Origin of the sequence: Sabulicella flocculans (assembly GCF_045449635.1) — a bacterium.
Classification (GTDB): Bacteria; Pseudomonadota; Alphaproteobacteria; order Acetobacterales; family Acetobacteraceae; genus Roseococcus.
This window is the reverse complement of the sequence record NZ_JBJJBR010000015.1, coordinates 1-19,854: the sequence shown is the minus strand read 5'-3', so window position 1 is coordinate 19,854 and position 19,854 is coordinate 1. Positions and strand designations below refer to the sequence as shown.

Annotated in this window: 23 protein-coding genes and 1 tRNA gene; 4 read left to right on the top strand and 20 right to left on the bottom strand. The window is 74.5% G+C overall.

Annotated elements, in window-relative coordinates:
* Positions 1-2 precede the first annotated feature (2 nt).
* The 10 genes from alaS to ACI6QG_RS13785 form a co-directional block, all read right to left on the bottom strand.
* Positions 3-2,645, bottom strand: a complete 2,643-nt coding sequence (gene alaS, locus ACI6QG_RS13830; protein ID WP_407025161.1) for an alanine--tRNA ligase — start codon at positions 2,643-2,645, stop codon at positions 3-5.
* A gap of 63 nt (positions 2,646-2,708) precedes the next feature.
* Positions 2,709-2,909, bottom strand: coding sequence for a hypothetical protein (locus ACI6QG_RS13825; protein ID WP_407025160.1), 201 nt, complete (start codon positions 2,907-2,909; stop codon positions 2,709-2,711).
* A 148-nt stretch (positions 2,910-3,057) separates the two neighbouring features.
* Positions 3,058-4,086 carry a recombinase RecA gene (gene recA / locus ACI6QG_RS13820; protein WP_407025159.1) on the bottom strand — a complete coding sequence of 343 codons (1,029 nt, stop codon included), beginning with the start codon at positions 4,084-4,086 and terminating at the stop codon, positions 3,058-3,060.
* A 117-nt stretch (positions 4,087-4,203) separates the two neighbouring features.
* Positions 4,204-5,169, bottom strand: a complete 966-nt coding sequence (locus ACI6QG_RS13815) for an ATP-binding response regulator (protein ID WP_407025158.1) — start codon at positions 5,167-5,169, stop codon at positions 4,204-4,206.
* On the bottom strand, positions 5,166-6,227 hold the full coding sequence (locus tag ACI6QG_RS13810) for an EscU/YscU/HrcU family type III secretion system export apparatus switch protein (RefSeq protein WP_407025157.1): 1,062 nt from the start codon (positions 6,225-6,227) through the stop codon (positions 5,166-5,168). The genes ACI6QG_RS13815 and ACI6QG_RS13810 overlap by 4 nt, the downstream gene beginning before the upstream one ends.
* A 3-nt stretch (positions 6,228-6,230) precedes the next feature.
* Positions 6,231-7,004, bottom strand: coding sequence for a flagellar biosynthetic protein FliR (locus ACI6QG_RS13805; protein ID WP_407025156.1), 774 nt, complete (start codon positions 7,002-7,004; stop codon positions 6,231-6,233).
* Positions 7,001-7,276: a flagellar biosynthetic protein FliQ gene (locus tag ACI6QG_RS13800; RefSeq protein WP_407025155.1), complete on the bottom strand. Its 276-nt coding sequence runs from the start codon at positions 7,274-7,276 to the stop codon at positions 7,001-7,003. Before ACI6QG_RS13800 ends, ACI6QG_RS13805 begins: the two co-directional genes overlap by 4 nt.
* A gap of 37 nt (positions 7,277-7,313) precedes the next feature.
* Positions 7,314-7,613 (bottom strand): flagellar hook-basal body complex protein FliE, encoded by a 300-nt coding sequence (gene fliE, locus ACI6QG_RS13795; RefSeq protein ID WP_407025154.1) that lies wholly within the window; start codon positions 7,611-7,613, stop codon positions 7,314-7,316.
* Positions 7,613-8,020 (bottom strand): flagellar basal body rod protein FlgC, encoded by a 408-nt coding sequence (gene flgC, locus ACI6QG_RS13790; RefSeq protein WP_407025153.1) that lies wholly within the window; start codon positions 8,018-8,020, stop codon positions 7,613-7,615. Before flgC ends, fliE begins: the two co-directional genes overlap by 1 nt.
* Before the next feature lie 16 nt (positions 8,021-8,036).
* Positions 8,037-8,414: a flagellar basal body protein gene (locus ACI6QG_RS13785; protein ID WP_407025152.1), complete on the bottom strand. Its 378-nt coding sequence runs from the start codon at positions 8,412-8,414 to the stop codon at positions 8,037-8,039.
* Between the two features lie 97 nt (positions 8,415-8,511).
* On the opposite strand from ACI6QG_RS13785, the gene ACI6QG_RS13780 reads away from it, so the two are divergent.
* The 3 genes from ACI6QG_RS13780 to fliP are packed head-to-tail and all read left to right on the top strand — an operon-like array spanning position 8,512 to position 9,730.
* Positions 8,512-8,763: a hypothetical protein gene (locus ACI6QG_RS13780; RefSeq protein WP_407025151.1), complete on the top strand. Its 252-nt coding sequence runs from the start codon at positions 8,512-8,514 to the stop codon at positions 8,761-8,763.
* Positions 8,763-9,008, top strand: a complete 246-nt coding sequence (locus tag ACI6QG_RS13775) for a hypothetical protein (protein WP_407025150.1) — start codon at positions 8,763-8,765, stop codon at positions 9,006-9,008. The genes ACI6QG_RS13780 and ACI6QG_RS13775 overlap by 1 nt, the downstream gene beginning before the upstream one ends.
* Complete coding sequence (gene fliP / locus ACI6QG_RS13770) at positions 9,008-9,730, top strand: flagellar type III secretion system pore protein FliP (RefSeq protein WP_407025149.1); 723 nt, start codon at positions 9,008-9,010, stop codon at positions 9,728-9,730. Before ACI6QG_RS13775 ends, fliP begins: the two co-directional genes overlap by 1 nt.
* A gap of 4 nt (positions 9,731-9,734) precedes the next feature.
* Here the strand turns inward: fliP and ACI6QG_RS13765 are convergent, their stop codons facing one another.
* Entirely contained in the window at positions 9,735-11,936 is a 2,202-nt protein-coding gene (locus ACI6QG_RS13765; protein WP_407025148.1) for a ComEC/Rec2 family competence protein, read from the bottom strand.
* Positions 11,937-11,997: 61 nt separating this feature from the next.
* Between ACI6QG_RS13765 and gltX the strand changes: the two genes are divergently transcribed.
* The gene (gltX, locus tag ACI6QG_RS13760) at positions 11,998-13,401 is read left to right on the top strand and encodes a glutamate--tRNA ligase (RefSeq protein WP_407025147.1); all 1,404 of its coding nucleotides are present in this window, start codon (positions 11,998-12,000) and stop codon (positions 13,399-13,401) included.
* On the opposite strand, the gene ACI6QG_RS13755 is transcribed toward gltX, so the two are convergent.
* From ACI6QG_RS13755 to ACI6QG_RS13715, 9 genes are all read right to left on the bottom strand, one after another.
* On the bottom strand, positions 13,389-13,913 hold the full coding sequence (locus ACI6QG_RS13755; protein WP_407025146.1) for a gamma carbonic anhydrase family protein: 525 nt from the start codon (positions 13,911-13,913) through the stop codon (positions 13,389-13,391). The genes gltX and ACI6QG_RS13755 overlap by 13 nt on opposite strands.
* A 2-nt stretch (positions 13,914-13,915) precedes the next feature.
* Positions 13,916-15,031 (bottom strand): CaiB/BaiF CoA transferase family protein, encoded by a 1,116-nt coding sequence (locus ACI6QG_RS13750; protein WP_407025145.1) that lies wholly within the window; start codon positions 15,029-15,031, stop codon positions 13,916-13,918.
* Entirely contained in the window at positions 15,031-15,975 is a 945-nt protein-coding gene (locus ACI6QG_RS13745) for a hydroxymethylglutaryl-CoA lyase (RefSeq protein WP_407025144.1), read from the bottom strand. Before ACI6QG_RS13745 ends, ACI6QG_RS13750 begins: the two co-directional genes overlap by 1 nt.
* 64 nt (positions 15,976-16,039) lie before the next feature.
* Positions 16,040-17,956, bottom strand: coding sequence for a putative bifunctional diguanylate cyclase/phosphodiesterase (locus ACI6QG_RS13740; protein ID WP_407025143.1), 1,917 nt, complete (start codon positions 17,954-17,956; stop codon positions 16,040-16,042).
* Complete coding sequence (locus tag ACI6QG_RS13735; RefSeq protein ID WP_407025142.1) at positions 17,953-18,645, bottom strand: hypothetical protein; 693 nt, start codon at positions 18,643-18,645, stop codon at positions 17,953-17,955. The genes ACI6QG_RS13740 and ACI6QG_RS13735 overlap by 4 nt, the downstream gene beginning before the upstream one ends.
* 63 nt (positions 18,646-18,708) lie before the next feature.
* Positions 18,709-19,245 (bottom strand): transcription termination/antitermination protein NusG, encoded by a 537-nt coding sequence (gene nusG / locus ACI6QG_RS13730; RefSeq protein WP_407025141.1) that lies wholly within the window; start codon positions 19,243-19,245, stop codon positions 18,709-18,711.
* Positions 19,246-19,259: 14 nt separating this feature from the next.
* Positions 19,260-19,451 (bottom strand): preprotein translocase subunit SecE, encoded by a 192-nt coding sequence (gene secE / locus ACI6QG_RS13725; RefSeq protein WP_407025140.1) that lies wholly within the window; start codon positions 19,449-19,451, stop codon positions 19,260-19,262.
* Between the two features lie 91 nt (positions 19,452-19,542).
* A tRNA-Trp gene (locus tag ACI6QG_RS13720) sits at positions 19,543-19,619 on the bottom strand.
* A gap of 109 nt (positions 19,620-19,728) precedes the next feature.
* On the bottom strand, positions 19,729-19,854 hold a 126-nt coding region (locus tag ACI6QG_RS13715), incomplete at its 5' end, for an EF-Tu C-terminal domain-related protein (RefSeq protein WP_491630740.1).

The following is a 19,854-nucleotide window of genomic DNA, read 5'->3' as shown; positions in this document are numbered from 1 at the left end:
CGCTACCCGGCCAGCGCCGCCTTCGCCGCCGCCAGCGCCTCGGCCGCCTTGTCCGCCTCCGGCCCGCCGGCCTGGGCCATGTCGGGGCGGCCGCCGCCGCCCTTGCCGCCCACCGCCGCGGCGGCCGCGCGCACCAGCGCCACGGCGTCGGCCCGGCCCTTCCCGGCCTCGCCCACCCCGGCGACGATGGAGGCCTTGCCGCCCTCAGTGGACACCAGCACGGCGACGTCGGCGCCGGATTTCAGGATGGCCTCGGCCAGGCCCTTGAGGTCGCGGGCCGGCACCTCGCCCAGCTCGCGCAGCGCCACGCGCAGGCCGCCCACCACCTCCAGCTCCGCCCCCGCCCCGCCGGTGGCCAGCTTGCGGCGCGTCTCGGCCAGCTCGCGCTCCAGCCGGCGGCGGTCCTCCAGCAGCGCCTGGACGCGCGCGGGGATGTCGGCGGGGCTGGCCTTCAGGGCGGCGGCGGCCTCGCGCAGCAGGCGGGCCTCCTCCTCCACCACCGCCAGGGCGGCGGCGCCGGTCACCGCCTCCACCCGGCGCACCCCGGCGCTCACCGCGCCTTCGCCGGTGATGCGGAACAGGCCGATGTCGCCGGTGCGGCGCACATGGGTGCCGCCGCACAGCTCGATGGAGTAGTGCCCGCCGCGCTCGGCCGCGGCCTCGTCGCGGCCCATCGCCACCACGCGCACCTCCTCGCCGTACTTCTCGCCGAACAGGGCCATGGCGCCCTCGGCCACCGCGGCGTCGGGGGTCATCAGCCGCGTCGTCACCGCGGCGTTCTCGCGGATGCGGGCGTTCACCTCCGCCTCCACCACCGCGAGGTCGGCGGCGGGAATGGGCGTGGGCTGCGAGACGTCGAAGCGCAGCCGGTCCGGCGCCACCAGCGAACCCTTCTGCGCCACATGGGTGCCCAGCCGCCGCCGCAGCGCCTCGTGCAGCAGGTGAGTGGCGGAATGGTGGGCGCGGATGGCGGAGCGGCGCGCGTGGTCCACCTCCGCCACCACGGCCATGCCGACCTCCACGTCGCCGCGCTCCACCGTGCCCAGGTGGATGAACAGGTCGCCCAGCTTCTTCTGGGTGTCGCGCACGCGGATGACGGCGTCGCCGGCGCGGATGACGCCGGCATCGCCCTGCTGACCGCCGCTCTCGCCGTAGAAGGGGGTCTGGTTCAGCACCACCGCCACCTCGCGGCCCTGGGCGGCGCTGCCGATGGCGTCCTTGCCGGCCACCAGGGCGGTGATGGTGCCCTCGGCGCGCTCGGTGGCGTAGCCCAGGAACTCGGTGGCGCCCAGCTTCTCCTTCAGGTCGAACCACAGGGTCTCGGTCGCGGCCTCGCCGGTGCCGGCCCAGGCGGCGCGGGCGCGCTGCTTCTGCGCCGCCATCGCCGCCTCGAAGCCGGCCACGTCCACCGCGCGCCCCTCGGCGCGCAGGGCGTCCTGCGTCAGGTCCAGCGGGAAGCCGTAGGTGTCGTAGAGGCGGAAGGCGACCTCGCCCGGCAGCGCCTCGCCCTCGGCCAGCTTCTCCTTCTCGCCTTCCAGCAGGCCCAGCCCGCGCTCCAGCAGCGAGCGGAAGCGGTTCTCCTCCAGCTTCAGCGTCTCGGTGATCAGGGCGGCGGCGCGCGACAGCTCGGGGTAGGCGGCGGCCATCTGGCGCTCCAGCGTCGGGAACAGCCGGTGCAGCAGCGGGTCGCGCGCGCCCATCATGTGGGCGTGGCGCATGGCGCGGCGCAGGATACGGCGCAGCACGTAGCCGCGCCCCTCGTTGGAGGGCAGCACGCCGTCGGCAATCAGGAAGGAGCCGGCGCGCAGGTGGTCGGCCACCACGCGGTGCGAGGCGCGGAACGGCCCGTCCGGCTCCTGCCCCGTCAGCGAGGCGCTTTCCAGGATGATGGCGCGGAAGGTGTCGGTGTCGTAGTTGTCGTGCTTGCCCTGCAGGATGGCGGCGAAGCGCTCCAGCCCCATGCCGGTGTCGATGGAGGGGCGGGGCAGCGGGTTCCGGGTGCCGGCGGGCTCCTCCAGGAACTGCATGAACACCAGGTTCCAGATCTCGATGAAGCGGTCGCCATCCTCGTCCGGCGAGCCGGGCGGGCCGCCGGGGATGTGCTCGCCATGGTCGAAGAAGATTTCCGAGCACGGGCCGCAGGGGCCGGTGTCGCCCATGCGCCAGAAATTGTCCGAGGTAGCGATGCGGATGATGCGCTGGTCCGGCAGGCCGGCGACCTTGCGCCACAGGGCGGCCGCCTCCTCGTCCTCGTTGAACACCGTGACCAGCAGCTTCTCCCTGGGCAGGGCGAAGTCCCGGGTCAGCAGGGTCCAGGCATGGGTGATGGCCTGTTCCTTGAAGTAGTCGCCGAAGGAGAAGTTCCCCAGCATCTCGAAGAAGGTGTGGTGGCGGGCGGTGTAGCCCACATTGTCCAGGTCGTTGTGCTTGCCCCCCGCCCGCACGCATTTCTGCGCCGTGGTGGCGGTGGAATACGGGCGGCGCTCCTGCCCGGTGAACACGTTCTTGAACTGCACCATGCCCGAATTGGCGAACATCAGCGTCGGGTCGTTGCGCGGCACCAGCGGGCTGGATTCGACGACGGTGTGGCCGTTCTTGGCGAAGTAGCCCAGGAAGGTGGCGCGGATGTCGTTGCTGGTGCTCATGGCATCCGCGCATACCGCAGCGCGCCGCCCCCCTCAATGGGAGGGCGGCGCGCCGGGGGCGCCCTACTGGTTCTGCTTCAGGCGCCCGTCATGCGCGGGGTCCTTCACGCGGCCCTGGCCGCCGGGCTGCACGTCGTCGTCCTGGCCGGAGGACTGGCTCTGCTGCCCGCCGCGGTTTTCCTTCAGGCGGCCGTCATGCGCGGGGTCCCGCACCTGGCCCTGGCCGTGGTTCTTCTGCCCGCTGCCCTGCTGGTTGTTCGCCATGTTCCGGTTCCTCTTTGCCGTGTCGTGCCGTTGCTGGCACGCGTGAAGAACCGATCACCCCCCGGGGTCGGTTGGTGGGAAGGTGGGCAAATAAAAACCCGGCCCTCCCAAGGAAGGACCGGGTTGAAGGAAGACGAAACCGCCCCAATCAGGCGTCGTCGTCGGCCTCCGGCGTGCCCTGCAGCGCCTCGGCCACCACGGCGCCCTGGCCGCGGATGCGCGCCTCGATGCTGGCCGCCATCTCCTTGTTGTCGCGCAGGAACTGCTTGACGTTCTCGCGCCCCTGGCCGATGCGCTGCCCGTCGCAGGAGAACCAGGCGCCCGACTTCTCGACGATGCCGGCCTTCACGCCGAGGTCGATCAGCTCGCCGACCTTGGAGATGCCCTCGCCGTACATGATGTCGAACTCGACCTGCCGGAACGGCGGGGCCATCTTGTTCTTCACCACCTTGACGCGGGTCTGGTTGCCCACCGCCTCCTCGCGGTCCTTGATGGCGCCGATGCGGCGGATGTCCATGCGCACGGAGGCGTAGAACTTCAGCGCGTTGCCGCCCGTCGTGGTCTCGGGGTTGCCGAACATCACGCCGATCTTCAGCCGGATCTGGTTCAGGAAGATCAGCAGCGTGTTGGAGCGCGACACCGTGCCGGTCAGCTTGCGCAGCGCCTGGCTCATCAGGCGGGCGTGCAGGCCGACATGGCTGTCGCCCATCTCGCCCTCCAGCTCGGCCTTGGGCACCAGCGCCGCCACGCTGTCCACCACCAGCACGTCCACCGCGCCGGAGCGCACCAGCGTGTCGGCGATCTCCAGCGCCTGCTCGCCGGCATCGGGCTGGGAGATCAGCAGGTTGTCCACGTCCACGCCCAGCTTGCGGGCGTAGCCGGGGTCCAGCGCGTGCTCGGCGTCGATGAAGGCGCAGGTGCCGCCCTTCTTCTGCGCCTCGGCGATGGCGTGCAGCGCCAGCGTCGTCTTGCCCGAACTCTCGGGGCCGTAGATCTCGACGATGCGGCCCTTGGGCAGCCCGCCGATGCCCAGCGCCAGGTCGAGCCCCAGCGAGCCGGTGGAGATGACCTCGATGTCCTCCGCCTGGCTCTTGGAGCCCATACGCATGATCGAGCCCTTGCCGAAGCTCCGCTCGATCTGGGCGAGCGCCGCGTCGAGCGCCTTGTTCTTTTCCATCCTGGGACCTCTCGAAAGGGCTGCAACCCAGGGAGGAAGATGCCCTGGCCCGCTCGCCGATACCACCCTCGGGCAGGGCCCTGCCGGGCCGTTCCGCGTGTTCGGTATATGTTCCGTTCAGGCGCCTTTTGCAAGCGAAAGCGTGTGCGAAATCGCCGCTTCCAGTTCCTCCGAAGTGAAGGGCTTGCGGAGGAAATGGGTGGCCCCGGCGGCCGCTTCCAGCCCGTAGCCGCTCATCAGCAGCACGGGGATCGTTCCGGCGACGGCGCGGGCCAGGGCGGCGCCGTCCAGGCCGGGCAAGGTCAGGTCGGTCACCAGCAGGCCGGGGGGCGGGCCGGCCCGCAGCGCCTCCAGCGCCGCCTCCGCGTCCTCGAAGCCGCGCACGGCGTGGCCGGCGCGCGCCAGCACCGCCTCCACCGCGCGGCGGATGCCGGGCTCGTCCTCCACCACCCAGGCGGCGCGGGCGGCGGCCACGGGGGCCAGCGGCAGCTCCAGCCGCACCAGCGCCCCGCCCAGCGCCGCGCGTCCCAGGGCCACCTGCCCGCCCGCCGCAGCCGCGGCCGCGCGCACCACGGCCAGCCCCATGCCGGTGCCGCCGGCGCCGCTGAACCCGGCCTCCAGCCCGCGGGCCAGCGCGGCGGCGGAGAAGCCGGGCCCGTCATCCGCCGCCTCCAGCACCGCCCGGCCGCCCTCGCGCCGCAGGGACAGCACGAAGCGGCCCTGCCCGCCCGTCGCCCGGCGGGCATTGCCGGCCAGGTTCAGCACGGCGCGGTCCAGCGCCTGGGGGGCGGCCAGCACCTCCAGCGGGCCGGCGGGGGCGCGCAGCTCCAGTGCCACGCCGGGGCCCAGCAGGCGGCGCAGCAGCGGCGCGGCGCGGGCCAGCCAGGCGGCCAGGTCCAGCCGCTCCGGCGGTTCGGCCTCGCCGTGCAGGGCGCGCAGCTGGGCGCGGCCGCGCGCCACGGCGTCCAGGATGGCGCGGCGCTCGCCCTCGGCGGCGCCGGGCAGCGCGCCCATCGCCTCCGCCGCCGCGCCGATCACGGCCAGCAGGTTGCCCAGGTCATGCGCCAGGGCGGCGCCCTTCACCGGCGGCCCCGCAGCTTCAGCACGTAGGCGATGATCTTGGCCACGGCGTCCCAGTGCTCGGCGGGAATTTCCGCGTCCAGCTCCAGCCTGTAAAGCGCCCGCGCCAGCGGGGGGTCGGGCATGATGGGCACGCCCGCCTCCTGCGCCGCCTCGCGGATGCGTGCGGCCATGGCGTCCACCCCCTTGGCCACCACGCGCGGCGCGGCGCTGCTGCCGGCCTCGTAGGCCAGGGCGACGGCGTAGTGCGTCGGGTTGGTGACCACCACAGCGGCCTTGGGCACCTCGGCCAGCATGCGGCGGCGGCCCAGCGTCTCGCGCAGCTGGCGCTGGCGGCCCTTCACCTCCGGGCTGCCCTCGCTTTCCTTCATCTCGTCGCGCTGCTCCTTGCGCGTCATCCGCAGGCCCTGCAGGAAGCGGTGGTTCACCAGCAGCACGTCGCCCAGCGCCAGCAGGAAGAACACCGCCAGCGCCACCGCGCCCAGCCGCAGCACGCCGCGGCCCGCGGCCTCCAGCAGCGCGCCCGGCGGCTGCTCCAGCAGGCCGCCCAGCCGCGGCAGGTCGCCCGCCACCCACCACAGGGCGCCGGCCACCACCGCCAGCTTCAGGCAGGTGCGGCCGAACTCCAGCCAGCCCTCGGCGCCGAACAGCCGGCCGAAGCCGCCCAGCGGCGACAGCTTGGACAGCGCGGGCCGCAGCGTCCGGGCCGAGATGGCGCCGCGCGTCTGCGCCAGCGTCGCCGCCGCGGCGGCCAGGATGGCGACCGCCGCCACCGGCCACACCATGCCCAGGAACAGCCGCAGCCATTCCCGCGCCGCCGCCCCGGCGGGCCATTCATGGGTGCGCGACAGCGCCCCGCCCAGCGCCGCCTGGAACCCCGACACCTGGCCGGGCAGCAGCAGCGCCGCCACCGACAGCGTGCCCAGCAGGGTGGCGAAGCCCACCGCCTCGCGCGAGAGGGGGACGTTGCCGCCTTCCCGCGCCTTCTGGATCTTGCGCGGGGTGGCTGGCTCGGTGCCTTCCTCCCGGTCGTCGTCGTCCTCGCTTTCCTCCTCGGCCACGGGTCAGCCCGCGCCGGGCAGGCGGGCGAAGCCCGCGGCGGTGGCGGCGGCCCACAGGGCCAGCATGGCGGGCAGCAGCAGCGCCAGCAGGGCGAAGCCGCCCAGGATCTGCACCGGCGCGCCGATCACGAACACCTGGCTCTGCGGCGCCACCCGCGCCAGCAGGCCCAGGGCGGCGTTGAACAGCACGGCCGCCAGCACGAAGGGCGCCGCCACCTGCAGCGACAGCGCCAGGGACGCCGCCGCCACCCGCGCCACTTCCTCCGCCGCCGCGCCGCCGGGCCATTCGCCCGCCGGCAGCACGGCGTAGGAGGACGCCATGGCGCGCAGCGGCAGCTCGTGCAGGCCGGTTGCCAGCGCCAGCGCCGCCGCCAGCAGCGACAGGGCGCGCGCCGGGGCGGTGGCGGCGCCGCCCAGCACCGCATCCCCCTGCAAGGGCGAGGACAGGCCGATCATCAGCGCCACCACCTGCCCCGCCTGCGCCAGCGCCAGGACCAGGATGCGCGCCAGCAGTCCGAACCACAGGCCGATGCCGACCTCCAGCACCAGCAGCCGGGCCAGCCCGCCCAGCTCCGCCGGCATGGGCGGCAGGCCGGGCGCCAGCGCGGGCAGCAGCACGCCCACCAGCCCCAGCGCCAGCGCCAGGCGCTGGGTGGCGGGGATCTCCGCCTCGCCGATGCCGGGCAGCAGCATCACCGCCGCGCCCAGCCGACACAGCAGCAGCACGGCGGCGAAGGCCAGGCCGGGCAGCGCGGCCAGCAGCGCCGCGTCGCTCACGGCAGGCCGCCCACCAGCACCACTTGGTCGAACAGGCGCCCGGCCCAGCCGCGCATCACCTCGCCCATCCAGGGGCCCAGGAACAGCAGCAGCGCGCCCAGCGCCGCCACCTTGGGCAGGAAGGCCAGCGTCGCCTCCTGGATCTGCGTCAGCGCCTGGAGCAGCGAGACGGTGAAGCCGATCGCCAGCACCAGCACCAGCGGCGGGCCGGAGAGTTGCAGCGCGATCCACAGCGCGTCGCGCATCGCCATCGCGGCGGGTTGGTCCATCATGGCGCCCGGCCTCCTGCCCGGCGGAGGGCTCGCGCCCTCAGATCGGCATGCGCATCACGTCCTGGTAGGCGCTCACCACGCGGTCGCGCACGGCGGTGGCCGTCTGCAGCGCCAGTTCGGCGCGCGACACCGCCAGCACCACGTCGCTGACGTTGCCCGCGCCCGACAGCGCCGCGACGGAGGCCGCGTCGGCCTGGCGGCCCGCGCCCACCGCGCCTTCCACCGCGCGCTGCAAGGCCGCGCCGAAGCCCGCCCCCTGGGACAGCGCCTCCCCCGCGCCGGACGCCGCGCGATAGGCCGCCGCGGCGCCGGCCAGGCCGATGGCCGGCAGCGCCATCAGCGCAGCGCCTCGATGGCGCGGGACAGCATGCCGCGCGTGGTCTCCAGCACCGCCAGGTTGGCGGAGTAGGAGCGGTTGGCCTCGCGCATGTCCATGTTCTCCACCAGCGAGTCCACGTTGGGCGTGCGGACGTAGCCGTTGGCGTCCGCCGCGGGGTGCGAGGGGTCGAAGCGGGTGGGGAACTCCCCGGCGGCACGGCCGACGCGGCGCACCTCCACCACCTCCGCGCCCAGGGCGCGGTCCAGCCGCGCGCCGAAGGCGACGGTCTTGCGGCGATACGGCTCGGCGCCGGGGGATTCGCCCGTGGAATCCCGGTTGGCGATGTTCTCCGCCACGACGCGCAGGCGGGCGGCCTGCGCCGTCATCCCGGCGGCGGAGATGCGCAGCGCGCGTTCCAGCTCCATCGGTCAGCCCCTTTCCTCAGTTGCGGCCCAGCGCGGTGCGGAACAGCGCCAGGTACTTGCGGTGCAGGCCCATCGCCAGGGCATGGGCCTGGTCGGTCTCGGCAATCTTCATCGCCTGCTCCTCCAGCGAGACGCCGTTGCCGTTGGGCGCGACGTCCAGCCCGCCCCGGCCGGCGCGGGCCAGTTGGCCGCCGGACGGTTCCAGGTGGCGGGCATCCGTGGCGGCCAGCGTCGCGGCGGCGGTGCGGCGGGACAGCACGGCCTCGAAGGCGCGCACGTCGCGCGGCAGGTAGCCGGGGGTGTCGGCATTGGCCACGTTCTGCGCCAGCACGCGCTGGCGGCCATCCAGCCAGGCCAGGCGGCGTTCGGCGAGGGCGAGCGGTCCGATCTCCATGCCCGCCATCCTCCGGCCCCGCCGGTAAAGGAAACGTGAAGGCCGCGGCGGCGGGACGTGCACGCTTCCTTCACTTCTTGCGCCCATCCTGCGGGGCATGGACGCCGCCGCCCTCGAACTCGCCGCCACCCGCGCCGCGCTGGAAAGCCTGCACGGCACCATGGCCATCGCCCGCGCCCTGGTGCTGGCCGGGCGGGAGGTGGACCTGACCGGGCTGGACGGCGATGCCGGGCGGCTGTGCGCCGCCATCGCCTGCCTGCCGCCGGGGGCGGGCGCGCAGCTGCACCTGCCCCTGCTGGAGTTGACGGAGGAGCTGGACCGCCTGCGCCGCGCCCTGGAGGACGCCTGATGGAGCTGCCCTGGCTGCAATCGGTGGCGGCGCTGGCGGCGGTGGTGCTGCTGGCCTGGGCCGCCGGGCAGTGGGCGCGCCGCCGCGGCCTCGCCGCGCCGGCCGCCGGGCGGCTCTCGGTGGCCGCCGCCTGCGCGGTGGATGCGCGCCGCCGCGCCGTGCTGCTGCGCTGCGACGGGCGGGAGGCGCTGGTGCTCACCAGCCCGGCGGGCGACACCTTCCTGGGCTGGGTGGAGAAGGGCTGATGCGCTGGCTCCTCCTGCTGATGCTGCTGCCGCTGCCGGCGCTGGCGCAATCGGTTTCCATCGACCTCGGCGCGGCGGGGCAGCCGGGCGCCACGGCGCGGCTGGTGCAGCTCACGGCGCTGATCGGCCTGCTGTCCCTCGCGCCCTCGCTGCTGGTGATGGCGACCGCCTTCACGCGCATCGTCATCGTGCTGGCCCTGCTGCGCCAGGCCATCGGCGCGCAGGGCGTGCCGCCCAACCCGGTGCTGATCGGCCTCGCGCTGTTCCTCACCCTGTTCGTGATGCAGCCGGTGTTCGAGGCCGCCTGGACGCTGGGCATCCAGCCGATGAGCGAGGGCCGCCTGGGCGAGATGGAGGGGCTGGCCGCCGCCGCCGAGCCCTTCCGCAAGTTCATGGCCGCCAACGTGCGCGAGAGCGACCTGGCGCTGTTCCTCGACCTCGCGAAGCTGCCGTCCGCCCCGGGGCCCGAGCAGGCGCCCTTCCGCGCGCTGATGCCCGCCTTCCTGGTGACGGAGATGAAGCGCGCCTTCGAGATCGGCTTCCTGCTGTTCCTGCCCTTCCTGGTGATCGACATGGTGGTCGCCTCCATCCTCATGTCGCTGGGCATGATGATGCTGCCGCCCTCCGTGGTGGCGCTGCCCTTCAAGCTGATCTTCTTCGTGCTGGTGGATGGCTGGGCGCTGCTCTCCGCCTCCTTGGTGCAGGGCTTCGCGGGGGTGTAGCGCCTCACTCCACCTCGGCCGGCGGCTCCTCCGCCTGCGCGCGCGGGCGGGGGCGCGGCGGCACCCAGGGGCGCTCGCCGCGATGGGCGCGGTCGCTCAGCACGCGCGCGCCGCCGGGCTCCAGCCACACCGCGTGGGCGCCGTCGCGCCACACGGCGAAGCGGTCCACCACCTGCGTGCCCTCGCAGCGCCCGCGCACCGGCTCGGGCGAGAGGAGGACCTGCACCTGCCCGCACAGCGGCTCGGGCGTCCAGTCGGCCGGGCGGCGCACCCCGCGCGGCGGCGGGGCGGGGCGCAGCAGCGCCAGGCGCCCGGCCAGGATGCAGCGCGCGGGCGTGCAATCCAGCGCGCCCTGCGTCGTTTCGCGCGGCAGCTCGGGCGCCTCGGCCTCGCCGAATTGCCGCAGCCAGGCGTCGCGCACGAAGCGCGAGGCGCCGGCGCGCCGCTCCAGGAACAGCGCCTCGCCGTCGCGCAGCAGGAACAGGCGGCCATCGGCGGCGGCCACGGCGTCGGGCGGGCGCGCCAGCAGGGCGCTCAGCAGCCCGGCCGCCACCAGCGGCACCCCGGCCCAGCGCCAGCGCCGCCGCCACAGGCACAGCCAGCACAGGCCGAACCCCGCCAGCGCCAGCCCCCAGCCGGGAATGGGCGCCAGCGCCATCGCCGCGCCCGGCCAGGCGGCGACGGCGCGGGCGATGAGGAGCACGCCCTCCACCCCCCAGCCCATCAGCGCCAGCGGCCAGGCTTCCAGCCCCAGCGGCATCAGCAGCGCCGCCAGCATGCCCGCCGGCATCACCAGGAAGGAGGTCAGCGGCACCGCCAGCGCGTTCGCCGCCACGCCATACAGCTGCACCCGGCCGAAATGGTGCAGCCCGAAGGGCATGGTCGCCAGCCCGGCGACGACGGAGGTGGCGATGCTGGCCCCGACCCAGAACAGCGCGCGCCGCCAGCCCGGCGGCGGCACGCGGCCCCGCGCGGCCTCGGCGGCGGCGACCAGCGCCAGCACAGCGGCGAAGCTCATCTGAAAGGAGGGGCCGAGCACGGCGGCCGGGTTCCACAGCAGCACCAGCGCCGCCGCCACGGCCAGCACGCGCGGCGACAGCGCCCGCCGCCCGGCCAGCACCGCCAGCGCCACCAGGCAGGCCATGGCGAAGGCGCGCAGCATCGGCACCTGCAAGCCCGTCAGCACGGTGTAGAAGCCGCCCGCCGCCACGCCCGCCAGCAGCGCCCAGGGCCGGGTGCCCCAGCGCAGCGCGAAGGCCGGCACCAGCGCCAGAACCAGCCGCGCCACGAAGGCCGCCGCGCCGATGACGATGGCGATGTGCAGCCCGGATACCGAGAGCAGGTGCGCCAGCCCGGAATCGCGCATCGCCTGCATGCCGGCGGGCGAGATGCCGCTCTGCCCCCCGGAAAGCAGCGCGGCCGAGATGGCCCCCGCATCGCCGGGCAGCGCGGCCATGACGCGCGCCTCCATCGCCGCGCGCAGCGGCGCCAGCGGCGGGGCGCGGCCCTGCGCTGGCGGCGCCGCCCCAGCATGCCCTTGCGGCACCGCCCCGCCGTGTCCTTGCGGCGTCGCCCCGCCGTGTCCTTGCGGCGCCGCACCGACCGGCGCCAGCACCTCCACCGGGCCCAGCGCGAAGCCGGAGCCGCCGAGGCCGTCGAAGAAGGCGGCGCGCTGGAAGTCCCAGCCGCCCGGGTAGGCGGGGGCGGAGGGCGGGCGCAGCAGGGCGCGCAGCCGCACCGCCTCGCCCGGCTGCGGGCGCAGGGCGTCGCGGGCTTGCAGGCGCACGCGGATGTCGCGCTCCAGCGGGGCCATCGCCTCGGTCCAGCGGGCGCCGCGCAGGGTGATGCGCGCGCCGTTCGGCAGCGGGTCCAGCTCGCTCACCGTGCCCGTCACCACCAGGGCGGTGCGGGGGAAGTCCGGCATCGCCGGGGCGGCGGCGACGTGCCAGGCGGCGGCGGCGAAGCCCAGCCCGGCGGCGGCCACCAGCCCCAGCAGCCAGCCACCCAGCAGCGTGCGCCGGGCCAGCAGCAGCGCGGGCGGCAACGGCCCCAGCGCCGCCCAGGCCAGCCACCCCGGCGGGTCGCTGCGCGGCAGCAGGAAGGCCAGCACGCCGGCGCCCATCGCCACCGCCAGCCAGGGCGCCAGCCGGCCGTGCTCACCCGCCAGGGCGGCTTCGGCGGCATGGAAGGCGCGGCGCAGGGGCACAACCCTTGGTGGCACAGGGGCGGCGTTCCGCGGAAGCCCCGGGGGGTGTATGGGGCTTGGCATGACCGTCCGCACCCGCTTCGCCCCCTCGCCCACCGGGTTCCTGCACATCGGCGGCGCGCGCACCGCGCTGTTCAACCAGCTCTTCGCCCGGCGGCATGGCGGGCAGTACCTGCTGCGCATCGAGGACACGGACAAGGCGCGCTCCACTCCCGAGGCGGTGCAGCAAATCCTCGACAGCCTCGCCTGGCTGGGCCTGAGCCCCGACGAGCCGCCGGTGTTCCAGAGCACGCGCGAGGCCCGCCACGCCGAGGTGGCGCGCCAGCTGCTGGCCGAGGGCAAGGCCTACCGCGCCTACGAGACGCCCGAGGAACTGGCGGCGATGCGCGAGCGCGCCATCGCCGAGAAGCGCCCGCCCCGCTACGACGGCACCTGGCGCGACCGCACCCCCGGCCCGGAGCAGGAGGGCAAGCCCTTCGCCATCCGCATCAAGGCCCCGCGCGAGGGCGAGACGGTGGTGGAGGATCTGGTCCAGGGCACCGTCCGCGTGGCGAACAGCGAGCTGGACGACATGATCATCCTGCGCTCCGACGGCACGCCCACCTACCTGCACGCCGTGGTGGTGGACGACCACGACATGGCCATCACCCACGTCATCCGCGGCGACGACCACCTGACCAACACCTTCCGGCAATGCATGGTCTACGACGCCATGGGCTGGCACCGCCCGCGCTTCGCCCACATCCCGCTGATCCATGGCGCGGACGGCGCCAAGCTGAGCAAGCGCCACGGCGCCGTTTCCGTGCTGGAGCTGCGCGACCAAGGCCTGCTGCCGGAGGCGGTGTGCAACGCCCTGCTGCGCCTGGGCTGGGGCCATGGCGACGAGGAGATCATCGGCCGCGAGCGCGCGGAGCAGATCTTCGACATCGCCGATGTCGGCCGCGCCGCCTCGCGGCTGGACTACGCCAAGGTGACGCACATCAACGGCGTCTACCTGCGCCAGGCGACGCCGGAGCGCCTGCTGCCCCTGGTGCTGGAGCGCCTGCGCGCCATGAAGGTGGATTACGGCACCGTGGCCCTGGCCCGGCTGGAGCTGCTGCTGCCCGCCTTGCAGGAGCGCGCCAAGACCCTGCATGACATCGCCGACGGCGCGACCTTCGCCATGGCCGATGGCGCGCCGGTGCCGGACGCGAGATCCGCCGCCTTGCTGACCCCCGAGGCCCGCGCCCGCCTGGCCGACCTCGCGGAGTTCCTCTCCACCGCGCCGTGGGAGCGGCAGGAGCTGGAGCGCTGGCTGCGCGACTACTGCGACGTGAAGGGCATCAAGCTGAAGGAGGTGGCGCAGCCGCTGCGCGTGGCGCTGACCGGCAGCACCATGTCCCCGCCCATTGACCTGACGCTGGAGGCGCTGGGCCAGGCGGAGGCGCTGCACCGCATCCGCGCGGCGGCCGTTCAGCCCAGCTGACGCAGCCCCTTGGCGAAGCGCCGCTGGTTGGCGACGTAGCCCTCGGCGCTGGCCTTCAGCCGCGCCGCGCTCGCCTCGTCCAGCGTGCGGATGGCGCGGGCGGGGGAGCCGACGATCAGCGAATTGTCGGGGAACTCCTTGCCCTCCGTCACCAGGGCATTGGCGCCGACGATGCAGTTGCGGCCGATGCGCGCGTTGTTCAGCACCGTGGCGCCCATGCCGATCAGCGAATTGTCGCCCACGGTGCAGCCATGCAGGATGGCGTGGTGGCCCACCGTCACGTCGGCGCCCACCGTCAGCGGCGCGCCGCGGTCGCTGTGCAGCATGGCGCCTTCCTGGATGTTGGTGCGCGCGCCGATGCTCATCGCCTCGTTGTCCGCGCGGATGACGGCGCCGAACCACACGCCCACCCCCTCGCCCAGCGTGACGCGGCCGATGACGTGGGCATCCGGCGCCACCCAGTTGTCGCCGCCAATGACAGGCTCGTGCTCGTCCAGCGCCCAGACCGGCATGGTCACTCCTCCCCAAGAATGGCGGCAGTGTGCTGGCCCGGCGCCGGCAGGTCCAGCCGCAGCGGCAGCCGCGCGCCGCCCATCGCCACCGGCAGCGCCGGCACGTGGCTGGCGCGGCCATCGGGTAGCGTCACCGGCAGCAACCCGCCGGAGCTTTGCAGGTGCGGGTCCTCGAACAGGTCGCCCGGCGCGTTGATGCGGGCATAGGGCAGGCCATTGGCCTCGCAGAGCGCCTCGATCTCCGCCACGGTGCGCTGCCCCAGGATCTCCTGCACCAGCGGGATCAGCGCCTCCCGCGCCGCGGAGCGCGCGTTGTTGCCGGCGAAGCGCGCATCATGCAGCCGCGCATCGCCCAGCGCCGCGACGAAGCCCTGCCACTGCGTCTCCGTCACCACGCCGACGAAGACCTGCACGCCATCGGCGGCGTCGAACACGTCATACACGCCCCAGGCGCGGCGGCCGCCGGGCATCGGCGGCGGCGCGCGGCCCGTCACCGCCTGCTGCATCATGGCGGTGGAGACGAGGAAGGCGCAGGTCTCGAACAGGCCGGATTGCACCTGCTGGCCGCGTCCCGTCCGGTCGCGCTCGCGCAGCGCGGCGAGGATGGCGATGGCGCCGAACATGCCGCCCATCATGTCGTTCACCGGGGCGCCGGCGCGCAGCGGGCGGCCGGGCGGGCCGGTCATGTAGGCCAGGCCCGCCATCATCTGCACCACCTCGTCCAGCGCGGTGCGCCGCTCGTAAGGCCCGGCGAGGAAGCCCTTCAGCGAGCAATGCACCAGCCGCGGGTTGCGCGCCGACAGCGCGGCATATCCCAGCCCCTTTGCCTCCAGCGCGCCGGGGCGGAAGTTCTCGATGAGCACGTCGGCGGTGTCGAGCAATGCCAGCAGGCGGTCCAACTGCGCCGGGTCCACCATGTCCACCGTGACGGATTTCTTGTTGCGCGACAGGGCGGGGAAGAAGCCGGCGCCGCTCGCGGTCAGGCCCCGCGTGCGGTCGCCGCCGGGCGGTTCCACCTTGATCACCTCGGCGCCCAGGTCAGCCAGGATGAGGCCGCAGGTCGGGCCCATCACCATGTGGGAGAACTCGACGACGCGGATGCCTTCCAAGGGCAGCATCAGGCGACCCTCCGCACGCCGGAGCGCAGCAGGTTGGACGGGCATGGGTGGCCGACGATGCGCTCGGCCAGCCGCGCCGCTTCCAGCAGCGCCGGCAGGTCCACGCCGGTCGCCACCCCCATCTCCTCGCACAGGAAGACCAGTTCCTCGGTGGCGATGTTGCCGGGCGCGCCGGGCTGGCCGGCGAAGGGGCAGCCGCCCAGCCCGGCCACCGCGGCGTCATACCGCGCCACGCCCAGCCGCAGCCCGGCGGCGGCGCAGGCGATGCCCAGGCCGCGCGTGTCGTGCAGGTGCAGCGTGATGGCCAGTTCCGGGAAGCGCGCGCGCACCGCGCCCACCAGGCGCTCCACCCGCAATGGCGTCGCCCAGCCCATGGAATCGGCCAGGGTGACTCGTCGGATGGCGCAGCCTTCGTCATCGGCCAGCGCCATCGCATCCCCCAGCACCGCCAGCGCTTGCGCCGCGCTCACCTCGCCGCCGAAATTGCAGCCGAAGGCGGCCTGGACGGAAACGCGCTCCATCGCCACGCCGTGCTCGCGGTGTGCCGCGATGTTCGCGCGCTGCGCCACCAGCTGCTCGGCCTGCGTCCTGTTGAGGTTGCGCCGCGTGAAGGCCTCCGACGCCGTGACGGTGACGGAGCCGAAGATGCTCAGCCGGTCCTTGAAGGCCAGCGCGCGTCGCAGCCCGGCGGCGTTGAACCACAGCGCGGTGTAGTCCACGCCCGCGCGCGGCGAGAAGCCGCCCACCACCGCCTCCGCATCCGCCCAGCCCGGCACGATCTTCGGCGAGACGAAGGACGCCGCCTGGATGCGCCGCAGCCCGGTGTCCGACAACGCCTCGATCAAGGCGATCTTGTCGGCGGTGGGGATGGGGCCGGGCTCGATCTGGAAGCCCTCGCGCGGGCCTTCCTCCGTGATCTCGATGCGCTGCGGCAGGTCGGTCATGTGCCCTGGTTCCCTTGACCGGCGCAGGGTGGGCGCGGCGGGCGGCAGCGTCCAGCGCCGGGCCTCAGGCCGCGGCGCGCCCCGGCAGGGCGGCCATCATCGCGGCCACCGCCTCGGCCGGCTGCGGCTTGCCGAACAGCCAGCCCTGGCCCAGCTCGCAGCCCAGCTCCAGCAGGGCGGCCAGGTCGGCCTCCTCCTCGATGCCCTCGGCCACCACGGGCATGCCCAGGCTCTCGCCCAGCCCCACCACGGCGGCGACGATCTTGCGCGCGCCGGAATCCAGCGCCATGGCGCGCACGAAGCCGGCATCCACCTTGATCTTGTCGAAGGGCAGCGCCTGCAGCTCGCGCAGGTTGGAATGGCGCGTGCCGAAATCATCGATCGCCAGCTGCACGCCCAGCGCCTTCAGCGCGTGCAGCGCGGCGCGCGCCTGCTTGACGTCGCCGATGAAGGCCATCTCCGTCAGCTCCAGCTGCAGGCGCTCGGGCGGCAGGCCGGTTTCCTCCAGGATGCGGCCCACCTGCTTGGCCAGGTCGCCGCTCTTCAGGTGCAGCGGCGACAGGTTGAAGGAGAGCATGACGTGCGGCGGCCAGCGCAGCGCATCCGTGCAGGCCTGGCGCAGCAGCTGCTCCGTCAGCGGCACGATGAGGCCGGAGCCCTCGGCGATGGGGATGAACTCGGAGGGCGGGATCAGGCCGCGCGTGGCGTGCGGCCAGCGCGCCAGCGCCTCCAGCGCCAGCAGGCGGCGGGTGCGCATGTGGCGGATGGGCTGGTAGTGGCAGCGCAGGTGCTCGCCGGCCAGGGCCTGGCGCAGCTCCGCCTCCAGCCGCATGGTGCCGCGGCGGGTCCCGATGCGCGGGTCCATCTCCGGCAGGAAGCGGCAGAAGCGGCCGCGCCCCTCCGCCTTGGCGCGGTACAGGGCGGCGTCGGCGCGGCGCATCAGCTCGCCCAGGTCCTGCGCGTCGGCCGGGGCCAGCGCCCAGCCCAGCGACAGGCCCACCCGCACCGGCACCCCGGCCTCCCCGGACTCGCGCCCCTCCGGGTGCACGGCGATGGGGGCGCGCACCACCCCCAGCACGCGGCGGGACAGCTCCTCGGCCGCGCCCACCGGGTCCTCCGGGTCCAGCTCGGCCAGCAGGGCGAATTCGTCGCCGCCCAGCCGGGCCACCACGCCGCGGGGCCCCACCTCCCGCGCCAGGCGCGCGGCGATGGCCTGCAGCAGCTGGTCGCCCGCCGGGTGGCCGAAGGTGTCGTTCACCGGCTTGAAGCCGTCCAGGTCGGCCAGGGCCAGCAGGATGGGGCGGCCGGCGGCCCAGGCCTCGGCCAACGCGCCGCGCTCCGTGGCGTCGGTGAAGCCGCGGCGGTTCAGCAGCCCGGTCAGCACGTCGCGCATCGCCAACTCGCGGGAGGCTTCCTCGGCGCGGCGGAAGCGGCGCAGCCGGTGGCGCAGCACGCCGAAGCCCAGCCCGCCCAGCGCCAGCGAGGCCGCGGCCGACAGCGCCGCCGACCAGCCGAACTGGCGCTGCGCCGCGGCCACCAGCGGGCGCTGGTCCCACAGCAGGGCCACCCGCCCCACCTGGGCGCCGTCCGCCGCGGTGGCGATGCGCCCGATGGTGGCCAGCGGCGCCAGCGGGCGCTCCGGCGCCGGCTGCCACCAGCCGTCCGGCGGGCCGGCGCCGGGGCGCGCCCATGCGTGCAGCACCGTGCCGTCAGCGCGCTCGAAGCGCGCCGCCAGCAGCTCGGGGTTGCGGGCGGTCAGCGGGGCGATCACCGCCTCCACCGCCCCGGCGCGGCCGAAGCGCAGCCCGGGCGCGGCCAGGGCGGCCACCATGTCAGCCTGGATGCCGGCCATGCCGTGGTTGCGCCGCAGCTCCCCCCGCAGCGCCGCCTCGGAGATGACCCAGGCGCCGCCGACCTCCGCCGCCACCAGGCAGGCGGCGGCGGCCAGGGCGAAGCGCAGGCTCAGCGCGTGGCGGGTCACGCCGCGTCCAGCTCCCGCAGCAGGAAGCCGACGGAGCCGTCGGCCTCCAGCGCCGCCATAGCGTCGCGCAGCTCGCCGCCGGGGATGGCGCCCTTGGGGTTCTGCGCCAGCCAGCGCGCCGTGCTGCCCAGCGGCCGGCCCAGCCGCGCGGCGGCGCCCAGGGCGTGGCGCTGCATCGGCGCGCTGCCGTGCCAGGCGTCGGCCTCGCCCTCCCGCAGCGCGGCCACGATGTCGCGCGGGGAGGCGTGGTGGCGCAGCTGCCCCGGCGGCAGCGGCGGCGGCGCATCGCCCTCCAGCACCGCCACCGCGGGCAGGGCGAGCGCCTCGGCCCAGCTGCCGGGCGGCGGGCCATGCAGGGTGGCGAAGCCGTCCGGTGTCTCGAACAGCGGCAGCGACCAGTCCAGCACCGGGCCCAGGCCGGGCAGGCGCGGCGCCGGCGCCAGGGCGGCGCCCGGCTGCTCCCCCACCCGCGCCAGGGCATAAGCGTAGGGCAGGAAGGTGAATACGGCCTGCACGCCCACCAGGCGCAGCACCTCGGCCACCAGGGCCAGGGCCAGGCCGGGCTCCGGCCCGCGGCGGATGGCGAAGGGGCGCGCCTCGAAGGTCAGGACCTCGATGGCGCTGCGCGTCGCCAGGGCCGGCAGCGCCAGACCGGCGACGCCCGCCGCGCAAACCGCCCTTCGGCGCATGACCGGACCCTCCTTCCTGCGGAGGGTTCAGCCTAGGCGGCGGTGGTTAAGGAAACGCTGCGCTCAGGTCTTCTCGACCTGGCCGTATTCCAGCTCCACGGGGGTGGAGCGGCCGAAGATGGAGACGGACACCTTCACGCGGCCCTTCTCCTCGTCCACCTCCTCCACCGTGCCGTTGAAGCTGGTGAAGGGGCCGTCGGAGACGCGGACCTGCTCGCCCACCTCGAAGGTGATCTTGGGGCGCTTGGGCTTCTCGGCCTGCTCGGTGATCTGCTGCACCATGCGCATCGCCTCGCTCTCGGGGATGGGCTGGGGCTTGTTGCGCGCGCCGAGGAAGCCGGTGACCTTGGGCGTGTCGCGCACCAGGTGCCAGGTCTCGTCGTCCATCTCCATCTTCACCAGCACGTAGCCGGGGAAGAGCTTGCTCTCGGTCTCCACCTTCTGGTTGCGCCGCACCTCGGTGCGGCTCTCGGTGGGGACCATGATGTCCTCGATGCGGTCGGCGAGGCCGGACTTGTCCGCCTGCTGCTTGATCTGCTCGGCGATCTTCTTCTCGAAGCCCGAATAGACGTGGACGACGTACCAGCGCTTGGCGGCCATGCCGAGATGCTCCCTCAGAACCCGAAGACCAGGCGCATCGCCAGCTGGATCAGCTGGTCCACCACCAGGAAGAACACGGCAGCCAGCGAGGAGAGCGCCAGCACCAGCCCGGTGGTCACCAGGGTCTCCTTGCGGGAGGGCCAGGTGACCTTGGCGGTCTCCTGGCGCACTTCGCGCACGAACTGGGCGGGCTCGATCTTGGCCAAGGTCGGGGTTCCTGAAAATTCCGTGCGCCGGGCGGCGCGGATGCTCCAAAAGCACGCCCGCCGCCGTTCTGCAACGTGGGGCGGGCGGTGCTGGCAGGGGCGGAGGGTCTCGAACCCCCAACCTCCGGTTTTGGAGACCGGCGCTCTAGCCAATTGAGCTACGCCCCTGCGGCGTGTGCGGACCTACCCGAAGCCGGGCGGGCGGTCAAAGGGGGGCGGCACGCAAAAGGGGCGCCCGTCGCCGGGCGCCCCCTGCCTTGCCGGCCAGCCGGAAGGCTCAGCCCGCGATGGAGGCGACGACGCCCGCGCCCACGGTGCGGCCGCCCTCGCGGATGGCGAAGCGCAGGCCCTCGTCCATGGCGATCGGCGCGATCAGCTCGACCTCCATCGACACGTTGTCGCC

Excerpts from the sequence above, each read along its gene's own strand:
- alaS (WP_407025161.1), bottom strand. The coding sequence starts at position 2,645 with ATGAGCACCAGCAACGACATCCGCGCCACCTTCCTGGGCTACTTCGCC.
- ACI6QG_RS13825 (WP_407025160.1), bottom strand. The coding sequence starts at position 2,909 with ATGGCGAACAACCAGCAGGGCAGCGGGCAGAAGAACCACGGCCAGGGC.
- recA (WP_407025159.1), bottom strand. The coding sequence starts at position 4,086 with ATGGAAAAGAACAAGGCGCTCGACGCGGCGCTCGCCCAGATCGAGCGG.
- ACI6QG_RS13800 (WP_407025155.1), bottom strand. The coding sequence starts at position 7,276 with ATGATGGACCAACCCGCCGCGATGGCGATGCGCGACGCGCTGTGGATC.
- fliE (WP_407025154.1), bottom strand. The coding sequence starts at position 7,613 with ATGGCGCTGCCGGCCATCGGCCTGGCCGGCGCCGCGGCGGCCTATCGC.
- flgC (WP_407025153.1), bottom strand. The coding sequence starts at position 8,020 with ATGGAGCTGGAACGCGCGCTGCGCATCTCCGCCGCCGGGATGACGGCG.
- ACI6QG_RS13785 (WP_407025152.1), bottom strand. The coding sequence starts at position 8,414 with ATGGAGATCGGACCGCTCGCCCTCGCCGAACGCCGCCTGGCCTGGCTG.
- ACI6QG_RS13780 (WP_407025151.1), top strand. The coding sequence starts at position 8,512 with ATGGACGCCGCCGCCCTCGAACTCGCCGCCACCCGCGCCGCGCTGGAA.
- ACI6QG_RS13775 (WP_407025150.1), top strand. The coding sequence starts at position 8,763 with ATGGAGCTGCCCTGGCTGCAATCGGTGGCGGCGCTGGCGGCGGTGGTG.
- fliP (WP_407025149.1), top strand. The coding sequence starts at position 9,008 with ATGCGCTGGCTCCTCCTGCTGATGCTGCTGCCGCTGCCGGCGCTGGCG.
- gltX (WP_407025147.1), top strand. The coding sequence starts at position 11,998 with ATGACCGTCCGCACCCGCTTCGCCCCCTCGCCCACCGGGTTCCTGCAC.
- ACI6QG_RS13755 (WP_407025146.1), bottom strand. The coding sequence starts at position 13,913 with ATGCCGGTCTGGGCGCTGGACGAGCACGAGCCTGTCATTGGCGGCGAC.
- ACI6QG_RS13750 (WP_407025145.1), bottom strand. The coding sequence starts at position 15,031 with ATGCTGCCCTTGGAAGGCATCCGCGTCGTCGAGTTCTCCCACATGGTG.
- ACI6QG_RS13745 (WP_407025144.1), bottom strand. The coding sequence starts at position 15,975 with ATGACCGACCTGCCGCAGCGCATCGAGATCACGGAGGAAGGCCCGCGC.
- ACI6QG_RS13735 (WP_407025142.1), bottom strand. The coding sequence starts at position 18,645 with ATGCGCCGAAGGGCGGTTTGCGCGGCGGGCGTCGCCGGTCTGGCGCTG.
- nusG (WP_407025141.1), bottom strand. The coding sequence starts at position 19,245 with ATGGCCGCCAAGCGCTGGTACGTCGTCCACGTCTATTCGGGCTTCGAG.